Genomic DNA, 10,855 nt, shown 5'->3' with positions numbered 1-10,855 from the left:
CTGGACGCCCCAACATAGGGCACTGCGACGACAACTCCGGCCCGCGGAGGGGCCGTGTCGGCGGAGAAATCACGCCTGACCGGGAGCAATGGGGTCAGTGTGATTCACGAGGCGGGTGTTGTGGTCAATGGGTCACCACCACCTGCGTCGCGCGGAGACGGCGGTGAGCAGATAAAGGGCCCCCGATGACTACCGTCATCGAGGGTGATCGTGACTACTGGGTCCGGCCGTAGAACAGGTCCTGCGTGAGCGTGTTGAGCCGCATGTCGGGTTTCTCTCCATAGGTGAGCACGGAGTTGATCCGCGGGCGGGACCCCGCTATCGGGCTGACGCGGTGCAGCGCGTTACGCCCGTGGAAGATGGCAAGCGCACCGGGTCCGCTCGGCAAGCGCACCGCGCCATCGCCGTCGCTCTGCAGGGTCTTCTCGATCGTCTGGTGGTTGTCGTTCTCGGCCGACCGCAGTCCCGGGTAGTAGTCGAAGTGGCCGCCATTCTCTGCTTCCTGGTACATCACGGTGACGGCGAACTCGCTGCGGTCGAAGTGCCAGCCAAGCTCGTCGCCATCTTCGAACAGCGCGATCATTACAGCGTCGAGTGGATCGGCGCTGCGGTAGAGCTCAGTCTTGCCGAGAACCGCAGCGATGAACTTGGTGAGGTCGTCGGATTCGTACAGCCGGCGGATCGGTGCATCGGCGGGTATCTGGTCGCACGCGATCGTCTTCTTCGCCGACCGTTGTTGTGCGGCGAGGGGGTGGGTGGCCGGCACGCTCGTGTCGGTTGGCTCGAAATAGATGGTGTGCGTGTTGTCGGTGCTGTGCGCAGCCGAGCCGAGTTGGTCGGCGTGCCGGATCATTTCGGTGCCGGCTTGGGTCGTCACGAACCCTGGCAGGTTGCACACGCCGTCGCGTCGCAGCTGCTCACGGCAGTCGGCGACGAATGCGCGACCACGGTCGCTGTCGAGATCGTTGATCGGATAGCGATCCAGATCGACGACGTCGGCGTAGGTGAGAGTTGTCGTCGTGCTCATCGTGTTCCTCCTCGAATGTGGGTGGACGTATTCGGGTCGATGACACCGAGCCTGTCAGGCGGACCACATTAGGACAATTCATACTTTTGCTGACATCCATTAGGAGCAGTCATATAATGGGCAAATGGGTCGTGACAGCAGCGCCATCGATCTGCGCTACCTCGCCGCGCTCATCGCGGTCAACAAAGACGAATCGTTCAGTCGCGCAGCCGAGCGCCTCGGGTACACCCAATCCGCCGTGAGTCAGCAGATCAGCCGTCTCGAACAATCGATCGGCCATCAATTGGTAGAACGCCCCGGCGGTCCACGTCCGGTTTCACTCACACCTGCGGGAAAGATGTTGCTGCGTCACGCAGAAGCGATAGTCGCCCGATTGACCAGCGCGGCGGCTGATCTGGACGCGCTGGACAACGGCTCGACGGGCAGGTTGCGCGTCGGCTGCTATCAGAGCGTCGGCGTACGAATACTCCCGCGGGTGCTGCGCGAATTCACCACGAGCCATCCTGGCGTCGACATTCAACTCGTGGAAAACGAGGACGACGGCGTGTTGCTTGCACAAGTCGAACGCGGCGAGTTGGACCTGAGCTTCGTCGTCGCGCCGCTACCAGAAGGCCCTTTCGATGCAGAGGAGCTGCTCGAAGATCCTTACGTCGTGGTGGTTCGGTCCGACTCCCCACTCGGCCAAGGTAAATCGACGATCACGCTGAAAGCCCTGATGGGTGTACCACTAATCACTTACGCCCGGTTACGCGAGGCGCATCTCATCGAGAACCGCCTCGGCCACCCCGCCCTGCGGGACCAGATCGTCTTCCGCTCCAACGACAATGGCACGATTCTCGGCCTTGCCGCTGAAGGTGTCGGCGCCGCCGTCCTCCCATGGCTCTCGGTGGATCCACACCGGCAGGGGATTCGTGTGCTGCAAATTTCCGGAGTGAGCCGGCGAATCATCGGAATCGCCTGGCACCAGGATCGATACCAGATTCCCGCCGCGCACGCATTCATCGACCTCGCCCACACCGTCGCTCGCGAGGAGGCAGAGTCGCTGCGCACCGCTACCAGCAACTGAGGCGCCTGTGCCCAGCGCGCGTCAGAACTCCAGGGTTCCCACCACGTCTTCCACGACTTGCGTTATGGTGCCACCGAATACGAGCTTCTGCAGCCGCTCCATGTCATCACCAAAGAATCGGTCTCGTGTAACCGGCGAGACGGCACCGCGCACCGCCTCGTAGACCGCATTCGACGCTTCGGAGCCTTGTCCGGCATTGAGTAGGTCACGTGCCTGCGCGGCGCACATCAGCTCGATGGCGAGCACATACCGCAACTTACGGGCGACTCGGTACGCCTTTGTCGCGGCCAAGTAGGCATTGCTGACGGGGTCCTCCTGGTTGGCCGAAGTCGGTACCGAATCAACCGAGGCCGGCGTGCTCGCGTTCTTCATCTCCATGTACAGGGCCGCCGCGGTGTACTGCGGGATCATGTAACCGTTGTGCAGACCGGGGTTCGGCGAGAGAAAGGCTGGCAGCTCGCTGAACGCGCTGTTGACCATGCGGTCCGTGCGGCGTTCGGAGATCTTCGCGAGCACCGTCATCGAAGTCACCATCAGGTCGGCCTGAATACCCACGAAGGTGCTGTCGAAATTCGCGCCCATCAGGGCCACGCCGTCGTCGCCCTCGGGAAAGATGACCGGGTTGTCGCCGACCGAATGCAGCTCGTCCTCGATGACCTTCAACGCGTCCTTGATGGCACGCTTTGCACCACCGTGCATCTGGGGGATCGCGCGCAGACTGTAAGTGTCCTGCACCCGGTAATCGCGGAACTTCTCGACAATTTCGCTGCCCGCGAGTATCCGTCGGACGTTGGCCGCGGCAGCCGACTGCTCCGGATGGCGCTTCATGGTGTGTAGTCGGGCGTCGAACGCGTTGATGGTTCCCCGAAGAGCCTCTAGGCTGACGGCCGCCGCCACGTCGGCCGCCTTCGCAGCTTCGATCGCGTCGTACGTCGCGAGCACGGCGATGCCGTTGACGGAGTGCGTGCCGTTGGTGAGGGTGAGCCCTTCCTTGCAGCCAAGGGTGACCGGCTTCAGGCCGGACCGCTCCAGAGCAGCTGTGCCCGAGAGCAACTCATCGCCCAGCCACGCCCGGCCTTCGCCGATGACGACAAGTGCCATGTGCGCCTCAGGGCTGAGATAGCCGACGGAGCCTTCGCCAGGGACATACGGCGTGATGCCGTTGTTGAGCATGTGTCGGATGAGTGTCAACACCTCGATGCTGGTGCCCGAGTAACCCTGGCCGAGGCCCACGAGCTCCATCAGCTGGATCGCGCGCACTACTTCGATGGGAAGAGGCTCACCCACCGACACGGCGTGCGACAGCACGATGTTCCGCTGCAGGGCTTCCGCATCCTCGGGTGAGATGACCTTGGACACGTTGTCGCCGAATCCCGTTGTAACGCCGTAGATCAGCCGGTTTTCGGCGAGAAAACGCTCGATCAGCTTGCGGGAGCGCTGGACTCGGTCGACGTATGCCGGTGCGAATTCGACCCGAGCGCCGTGGCGGGCCACCGCCACGAACTCCGCGATTGTCACGTCTCGGTCACCGAGCGTCACCACGTCGATGTCTACGGGGCGCTGCGTCATCTGCGGACTCCTTTGTGATGAGGAATGACTAGGAACCATTACGGTATGTCGTCTAAGACGTGAAGTTGATTAGAGTTACTACTGGAAACCATTAGCGGTGGGATGCTTGCAGCGTCTCGAGATCGACGGCCGCGCAGCAGAACACGTTCCGGGCGGGAGTACGACACACGTTGATGCCCCCAAGGCATTCGACGAGTCAGGGTCTGGTGCCGCTCAAGGTCTAGTACGAGAATTCATAGAAATCATCAGAAAACAGAATTGTCCTAATGTCGTGCAGATGACATTCTGCTGCAAGGAGTGGTCCCCGCTACGGCCGTGAAAATCTTTGAGGAGCATCGTGAATGTACGCGATTTGGTAGCCACTTCGAGTGGACGCCGAGACCGACTGGAACGACTCTGTCACGTTGGCGCTGTGTTTGCTACGGGCGCCGTGCTGACTCTGTCAGGGTGCGCGACTAACACCGAAGGCGGACAATCGACGACCTCGATGACCGCCGTGACCGCCGAGAAGGTGGACGCGATCGCCAACTCGGTACCCGAGGACATCAAGGCGAGCGGAAAACTCGTAGTCGGTGTGAACGTTCCCTACACGCCGAATGAGTTCAAAGACCCCACCGGAAAGATCGTCGGCTTCGATGTCGACCTGATGGACGCCGCCGCCTCCACCCTCGGCCTAAGCCCCGAATATCGCGAATCTGACTTCGCCAAGATCATCCCGTCGATTCAAGAGGGCACCTTCAACGTGGGGATGTCCTCGCTCGGTGACACTAAGGAACGCGAACGCAGCGTCGACTTCGTGACCTACTTCTCGGCGGGCTCGCTATGGGCGGGCCGCCATGGCGAGGGAATCGACCCAGAGAATGCATGCGGCAAGAAGGTCGCCGTACAGACCGCAGGCACTCAGGAACTTGATGAGCTGCCCGGTCGAAGCAAGAAGTGCACCGATGCCGGCAAGCCTGCGATCGAGGTTCTGAAGTTCGACGGCCAGGACGCCGCGACCAACGCGGTTGTGCTCGGCCAGGCGGATGCGATGTCGGCAGACTCACCGGTGACGCTCTACGCCATCAAACAGAGCAACGGCAAGCTCGATCGAGCGGGTGAGGTATTCGCCTCGCTGCCCTATGGCTGGGCGCTGGCCAAGGCTTCACCCCTAGCGCAGCCGCTGCTAAAGGCGTTGGAGCACTTGATACAAACCGGCACATACAAGCAGATCGCGACCAACTGGGGTGTCGAAGAGGGTGTGATCGACAAACCCGTGATCAACGGCGCCGTCAGCTGAGGCGACGAGCTCGCCGCGGAGTTGGCACTACCTCCGGTGAAGCGGTCCTAGTCCGTGATCGCGAACGCGTCTATCTCGACGAGCATCTCCTCGCGTGGAAGCCCGGTGAAAACCGTTGTGCGGCTGGGCAGCACGCCACCGGAGGTGTTGGCAGCCACGAACGCACCGTAGGCGTCGTTCATGGCGGCGAAGTCGTCTCGCGTGGTCAGGTAGACCCGCAGCATCACCACGTCGTCGAAGGTGGCGCCGCTGGCGTCGACGATGGCCTTGACGTTCTGCAACGTGCGTGTGGTCTGGGCCGCGACGTCGCCGGGATGGAGGTATTCGTTGGTGGCTGGATCCACCGGTCCTTGGCCCGACACCTGGACGAACGGGCCCCTTCGGATGCCCTGGGAGAAGGTGTGCGCGGGGGCGGGTGCATCGGAGGTGCGCACGGCTGTCTTGTCGGTCACGTCATGCCTTTCATGGAGTGTCCCGGCGGGGATCCCAGCCGAGTTCGTCGGAGATGGCCTCTGCGGCAGCGCGAACCTGCGGCAGGGTGGCCAGTACCTGTTCGTGGTTGAGGAGCATGTCGGGAACCGACATCGACACCGCGGCCGCCACGGCGCCGGTGCCGTCGCGGATGGGCACCGCAATGCAGTTCACGAAGCTCTCGTGTTCCTCGTGGTCCTCGGCGTAGCCCTGTGCGGCAACGAGTTCCACCTCGGCGACATAACGGTCGGGGGAGTCGATGGTGCGCTCGGTGAACTTGGTGTACTCGATCCGTTCGGCGATCTGTCGCCACTGCGACTGGGGCAGACCTGCGATCAGAACCTTGCCGACGGCGGTGCAGTGCAGGGGAGCGGGCCTGCCCACCCGCGAGTACATCCGCACGCTCTGGATCGCGTCCAACTTGTCGATGTAGACGGCCTCGGGCGGTTCGTAGACCGCGAGGTGGACGGTTTGACCGGTGCTGGCGTTCAGTGCGCTCAGGTGCGGACGCGCCAGGGTTCGCACGTCACGCTGCTCGAGCGCGCGGTTGGACAGCTCGAAGAACCGCGAAGCCAGCACGTAGCGGTGGTCGGCGTCATGTCGGACGAAGCGCTCGGACTCCATCGTGCGAAGCAACCGCAGCACCGTCGACTTGTGCACGTCGAGTTGTGTTGCGAGCTGCTCCAACGACTTCGGGCCCTCGCCGAGGGCGCCAAGGATGGTCAGTGCGCGCGACAGTGACTGGCTCATGCGATGCGCTCCGCCAGCTCGTTCGCGACCTCCAGTCGGGCCCACTCGGCCACGCCGACCTCGAGGAGTTCCTCGAGCCGGTGCAGCGGCGGAAGCCGCGCGATGTCGCCATGGCCCGTCAAAGCCGCGGCGGCGCAGAGGTGCCCGAGCCGAATCCGTTCCTGGTGCCCAAGTCCGTGCAAGAGCCCGGCCAGGAACCCGCCGGCAAAGGCGTCGCCTGCCCCGATCTTCTCGACGACGGCCAGACGCAACGCGGGCACGTCGACCCGCTTCAGTCCGTGGAAGCCGGTCACGGTGTGCGCGTCGTTCTTGACGATCAGGTGCTCGGGTTGTGGGAACAGCGCCCGCAGTTCCGCGGGGTCGTCGGTGCCGAACACCGCGAGTGCCTCGTCGGCGCCCATGAAGACGACGTCACTGCCACGGGTCACTCGCCCGAGTACCTCCGTTGCTTGCGTTGCTCTGCCGAGCCATAGCGCCGGCCGGTAGTTCAGATCGAAGCTGGCCAGGCGGCCGCGTCGTGGCATCGAAACGAGCGAATCGGTCAACTCCGTTGTCGATTCCGACAGTGCAGGGGTGATTCCGGTGACGTGCGTGAGAGCCGATGCGTCGAGCCATCTTTCGGCCATCGGCGTGCCGAGGTCTGCAGGTGAGAGCGCGCTCGCCGCGGATCCACTGCGGTAGTAGAGCATGCGACTCTCGCCAACGGCCAAGTCGCCGACCGCACCGGAACCTCCGCCGCGTTCCTTGACGTAGAGGCCGGTGGGTCGCACGGGGTCGGTCACCACCGCGGAGACGTCGACGCCCCGTTCGACGAGATGCTGGACCAGGTACCGGCCGAATCCGTCGTCCCCGACCCTGGAGATCCATCCTGCGGTGACGTTCAGCTGGGCGAGGACCGTCGCGACGTTGGCCTCCGCGCCGCCGGCCGTGCGCTCGAAGGACTCGGAGTCCTCAAGGGGACCCGGCTGCGCCACCAGCACCGCGAGCCCTTCGCCGATCGTGACCGCGCGCGGACGTGGCGCTGTCGGCGAAATCACATCGAACTCCTCAAGTGCTTGCGGTCACCAACCCTCTGGTGCAGAATAGCGCCCATCAAACAAATAGCGCAATTAGCGTTGCAAAATGCGCAATGCTAATCGGGAGGGAACCGATCGTGATCGACAAGGCCGCGGTAGCCGCGCTCGACGATCGCGTCCTTGGCCCGCAACACAAGGGGCTCCCTCCAGCGGCGTGGGGCAAGACCGCTCGCGAATTCGCGAGCACGGCGCCGTCTTTGGATCAGATGTCCACGCCCCTGTTGACGGTGGATCGCGGTGCGATGGAATCGAACGTGGCGGTGATGGCTGACTGGGCGAAGTCGGCGGGCGTGCTGCTCGCACCGCACGCGAAGACGACGATGGCGCCGCAGATATGGGCGAAGCAACTGACCGCAGGCGCCTGGGGCCTCACGTTGGCCACGCCATGGCAGGTGCAGCTGGCGCGGTCCTTCGGCGTCGGCCGGATCATGCTCGCCAACTCGATCGTGGACCCCGTGGCGTTGGCCTGGCTGGCCGCGGAGCTGGACCGCGATCTCTCCTTCGAATTCTTCAGCTGGGTGGACAGCGTCCAGACCGTCGAGCTGATGGATCGCCTACTCGGTTCGTGGCCGGGTGAACGGCCCGTCGACGTGGTGGTGGAACTTGGCGCGCCACACGGGCGCACCGGGGCGCGCACGCTCGAATCGGCACGGGCCGTCGCCGCGGCAGTGACGGACTCGGCACGGCTCGCACTGGCGGGCGTCGGCGGTTACGAGGGCGCGCTCAGCCACGATCGCGGGTCCGCTGGACTCGACACCGTCCGGGAGTATCTCGACCAACTCGGTCTTCTGCACCGCCAGCTCGACGACGAAGGACGTTACGGCACTGCGGCTTTGATCACTGCGGGTGGCAGCGCCTACCAGGACGTCGTGGTCGACCGGTTGGCGCACCTCGCCGACGAACGGGGTGAGCACGGTGTGCCCACGTCGGTCGTGCTCCGGTCGGGGGCGTACGTCATTCACGACGACGGCTTCTACGCAGGCATCTCACCGCTCATCCCCGGCCGGAGCGAGCGCCCACTGCGATCGGCGATGCACGGGTGGGCGCGCGCCGTCTCTCGACCCGAGCCGGAACTGGCGCTGCTCGACGCGGGTAAGCGCGACCTACCGTTCGACGAGGGGATGCCGATCCCGCAGCGCATCGCGGGCACCGCCGAGATCACCGCACTCAATGACCAGCACGCGTTCCTTCGGCTCCCCGGCGGGAGTGCCGACGACGTCCCTGTCGGCAGCGTCGTGCGGTTGGGGCTGTCGCATCCGTGCACGGCATTCGACAAGTGGCGGCTGATCCCGGTCGTCGACGACGCCGATGCGGCAACACCCCGCATCGTCGACCTCATCCACACCTTCTTCTAGCCCTTAGGCAGCGCGAAAACCCATGACCGACTTGCTGATCCGAGACGTCGACGTGGTCGACGGCACCGGCTCGGACAGATACCGGGCAGACGTGGTGGTACGCGACGGCCGGATCGCGGACATCGCCGGCGCCCGATCCATCCCTGGGGCGGACCGGATCATCGAACCGAGCCCTGGTGTCGTGTTGTCGCCGGGATTCATCGACATGCACGCCCATTCCGATCTGCGGCTGCTCACCGATCCCGGGCACTTCCCGAAGATCAGCCAAGGCGTGACCACCGAGGTCATCGGTCAGGACGGAATCGCCTACGCGCCCATCGACGACGCCGCGCTCGACGTGATCCGCCGCCAAATCGCCGGCTGGAACGGCAATCCGGCGGACCTGGACTTCTCCTGGCGCAGCGTCGCCCAGTATCTTGACCGGCTCGACGAGGGGATCACCCCCAACGCCGCCTACCTGGTGCCCCAAGGCACCCTGCGGCTGCTCGCGGTCGGCGCAGATCAACGCCCGGCCACCGCCGCCGAGATCCAGAACATGAAAGAGCTTCTCGCGCAGGGTCTCCGCGAGGGTGCCGTCGGCATGTCCAGCGGACTGACCTACACCCCTGGCATGTACGCCGACACCGGAGAGCTTGCCGCGCTGTGCGAGGTCGTCGCCGAGATCGGCGGCTTCTACGCCCCACACACCCGGTCGTACGGAGCGGGCGCGCTGGAGGCGTACGCCGAGATGATCGACCTCGCGCGCACTACCGGCTGCCCCCTGCACCTGACGCACGCGACGATGAACTTCGGCGTCAACCGCGGACGGGCCCAGGAGTTTCTGGACATGGTCGACACCGGTATCGCCGACGGGTGCGACATCACGCTCGATACCTATCCCTATCTGCCTGGCTCCACCACGCTGTCAGCCTTGCTGCCGAGCTGGGCCATGTCGGGTGGGCCGGACACGGCACTGGACCGCATGCAAGATCCCGACACTCGCGTGCGAATCGCCCAGGACGTCAACGTGAACGGGTCCGACGGCTGTCACGGCGTCACCGTCGAATGGGATACCATCCAGATCAGCGGGGTGGCCAACAGCGAGCTCGACGAGTACGTCGGGCGCACGATGCAGGCGATCGCCGCGGATCGCGGAGTTCCCCCGGTCGAGGTCTTCTTCGACCTACTCCTGCGTGATCAGCTGGCCACCAGCATCCTGCAGCACGTCGGCCACGAAGAGAACGTCCGCGCAATCATGGTGCACCCCAAGCACATGGGTGGCAGCGACGCCATTCTGGTGGGAGCAAAGCCGCACCCGAGGGCATGGGGCACCTTTCCGCGGTACCTCGGTCACTACGTTCGCGACATCGGCCTGTTGAGCCTGGAAGACTGCGTCAACCATCTGACGGGGCGAGCCGCCGAACGGCTGCGGCTCGCCGACCGCGGCATCGTGCGGGTCGGCTACGCCGCGGATCTCGTCCTCTTCGACCCCGCCGTCGTCACCGACACCGCCACGTTCGAGAACCCGAAGCAGCAGGCACGCGGAATCAGCCATGTCTTCGTGAACGGCGAGTGCGCGATCGACGACGGCCAACCCACCGGACGACTCGCCGGCCGCGCACTGCGGATGGACTCCACGAGGAATCAGACCATATGAATACCGCTGCTTCGGTCGCGATGGCGACCATCCTGGCCGACCGGGCACTGGCCGTCGTTCGCGCCCCTGAGATCCCCGATCCCGTCGCGCTCTCGAACGCCCTCGCGCAGTCCGGCATTCGCGCCGTCGAGCTGACCTTCACCACACCGGGTGTTCTCGACTACCTGACCGCCGCCGCGTCCTCGGATGCGGTGCTGGGAATGGGCACCGTCTGCACGGGGGATCAGGCCAAGGCGGCCATCGATGCGGGCGCACAGTTTCTCGTCACTCCGGGGATCCGGTCAGAGGTCGCGAAAGTCGGTTCAGACAGCGATGTTCCGGTGATCATGGGGGCCCTCACGCCTACCGAGGTCCTCACCGCACTGGATCTCGGCGCCGCTGCGGTGAAGATCTTTCCGGCCAGCGCCTTCGGTCCTCGGTACTTCAAGGATCTCCGCGGGCCGTTTCCCGACGTCGCGTTGATCCCCTCCGGCGGGGTCAACGCAGGCAATGCCGCCGAGTTCCTCGCCTACGGTGCCGTCGCCGTTACCGCGGGAACCGACGTCGTCTCACCGCAGGCCGTTGCATCTGGCGATTGGTCCGACATCGCCTCTCGCGCTGCCGCGTTCGTGCAAGCACTGAACTAG

At 64.7% G+C, this 10,855-nt stretch carries 10 protein-coding genes; 5 read left to right on the top strand and 5 right to left on the bottom strand.

All coding sequences use genetic code 11. From position 1 onward, the window contains the following. Positions 1 to 214 precede the first annotated feature (214 nt). Positions 215 to 1,027 (bottom strand): 2OG-Fe(II) oxygenase family protein, encoded by an 813-nt coding sequence (locus HNP02_RS27790; protein WP_184443857.1) that lies wholly within the window; start codon positions 1,025 to 1,027, stop codon positions 215 to 217. 124 nt (positions 1,028 to 1,151) lie between these two features. On the opposite strand from HNP02_RS27790, the gene HNP02_RS27785 reads away from it, so the two are divergent. Then, the gene (locus tag HNP02_RS27785) at positions 1,152 to 2,093 is read left to right on the top strand and encodes a LysR family transcriptional regulator (RefSeq protein WP_184443856.1); all 942 of its coding nucleotides are present in this window, start codon (positions 1,152 to 1,154) and stop codon (positions 2,091 to 2,093) included. Between the two features lie 21 nt (positions 2,094 to 2,114). Here HNP02_RS27785 and hutH read toward each other — a convergent pair whose 3' ends face one another. Beyond that, positions 2,115 to 3,662, bottom strand: a complete 1,548-nt coding sequence (gene hutH, locus HNP02_RS27780) for a histidine ammonia-lyase (RefSeq protein WP_184443855.1) — start codon at positions 3,660 to 3,662, stop codon at positions 2,115 to 2,117. Between the two features lie 487 nt (positions 3,663 to 4,149). On the opposite strand from hutH, the gene HNP02_RS27775 reads away from it, so the two are divergent. Beyond that, the gene (locus HNP02_RS27775; RefSeq protein ID WP_255507010.1) at positions 4,150 to 4,941 is read left to right on the top strand and encodes an ABC transporter substrate-binding protein; all 792 of its coding nucleotides are present in this window, start codon (positions 4,150 to 4,152) and stop codon (positions 4,939 to 4,941) included. Between the two features lie 47 nt (positions 4,942 to 4,988). Here HNP02_RS27775 and HNP02_RS27770 read toward each other — a convergent pair whose 3' ends face one another. Genes HNP02_RS27770 through HNP02_RS27760 form a run of 3 tightly spaced genes read right to left on the bottom strand, consistent with a single transcriptional unit; the run spans position 4,989 to position 7,199 of the window. Further along, entirely contained in the window at positions 4,989 to 5,393 is a 405-nt protein-coding gene (locus tag HNP02_RS27770) for a RidA family protein (protein WP_184443853.1), read from the bottom strand. A 10-nt stretch (positions 5,394 to 5,403) separates the two neighbouring features. Continuing rightward, positions 5,404 to 6,162 carry an IclR family transcriptional regulator gene (locus HNP02_RS27765; RefSeq protein WP_184443852.1) on the bottom strand — a complete coding sequence of 253 codons (759 nt, stop codon included), beginning with the start codon at positions 6,160 to 6,162 and terminating at the stop codon, positions 5,404 to 5,406. Next, positions 6,159 to 7,199, bottom strand: coding sequence for a sugar kinase (locus HNP02_RS27760; RefSeq protein ID WP_309241712.1), 1,041 nt, complete (start codon positions 7,197 to 7,199; stop codon positions 6,159 to 6,161). Before HNP02_RS27760 ends, HNP02_RS27765 begins: the two co-directional genes overlap by 4 nt. A 92-nt stretch (positions 7,200 to 7,291) precedes the next feature. Between HNP02_RS27760 and HNP02_RS27755 the strand changes: the two genes are divergently transcribed. Genes HNP02_RS27755 through HNP02_RS27745 form a run of 3 tightly spaced genes read left to right on the top strand, consistent with a single transcriptional unit; the run spans position 7,292 to position 10,855 of the window. After that, on the top strand, positions 7,292 to 8,593 hold the full coding sequence (locus HNP02_RS27755) for an amino acid deaminase (protein ID WP_184443851.1): 1,302 nt from the start codon (positions 7,292 to 7,294) through the stop codon (positions 8,591 to 8,593). A 22-nt stretch (positions 8,594 to 8,615) separates the two neighbouring features. Next, on the top strand, positions 8,616 to 10,229 hold the full coding sequence (locus HNP02_RS27750; RefSeq protein WP_184443850.1) for an amidohydrolase family protein: 1,614 nt from the start codon (positions 8,616 to 8,618) through the stop codon (positions 10,227 to 10,229). Next, the gene (locus HNP02_RS27745; protein ID WP_184443849.1) at positions 10,226 to 10,855 is read left to right on the top strand and encodes a bifunctional 4-hydroxy-2-oxoglutarate aldolase/2-dehydro-3-deoxy-phosphogluconate aldolase; all 630 of its coding nucleotides are present in this window, start codon (positions 10,226 to 10,228) and stop codon (positions 10,853 to 10,855) included. The genes HNP02_RS27750 and HNP02_RS27745 overlap by 4 nt, the downstream gene beginning before the upstream one ends.

Source organism: Mycobacterium sp. AZCC_0083 (assembly GCF_014202335.1).
Lineage (GTDB): Bacteria > Actinomycetota > Actinomycetes > Mycobacteriales > Mycobacteriaceae > Mycobacterium.
The sequence above is the reverse complement of the archived record's forward strand: the minus strand, read 5'-3'. Positions and strand labels throughout refer to the sequence as shown.

Bases quoted from the DNA above. Each gene is read 5' to 3' on its own strand.
- HNP02_RS27750 (WP_184443850.1), top strand. From the start codon at position 8,616: ATGACCGACTTGCTGATCCGAGACGTCGACGTGGTCGACGGCACCGGC.
- HNP02_RS27785 (WP_184443856.1), top strand. From the start codon at position 1,152: ATGGGTCGTGACAGCAGCGCCATCGATCTGCGCTACCTCGCCGCGCTC.
- HNP02_RS27755 (WP_184443851.1), top strand. From the start codon at position 7,292: ATGCTAATCGGGAGGGAACCGATCGTGATCGACAAGGCCGCGGTAGCC.
- HNP02_RS27745 (WP_184443849.1), top strand. From the start codon at position 10,226: ATGAATACCGCTGCTTCGGTCGCGATGGCGACCATCCTGGCCGACCGG.
- HNP02_RS27790 (WP_184443857.1), bottom strand. From the start codon at position 1,027: ATGAGCACGACGACAACTCTCACCTACGCCGACGTCGTCGATCTGGAT.
- HNP02_RS27765 (WP_184443852.1), bottom strand. From the start codon at position 6,162: ATGAGCCAGTCACTGTCGCGCGCACTGACCATCCTTGGCGCCCTCGGC.
- HNP02_RS27775 (WP_255507010.1), top strand. From the start codon at position 4,150: ATGACCGCCGTGACCGCCGAGAAGGTGGACGCGATCGCCAACTCGGTA.
- hutH (WP_184443855.1), bottom strand. From the start codon at position 3,662: ATGACGCAGCGCCCCGTAGACATCGACGTGGTGACGCTCGGTGACCGA.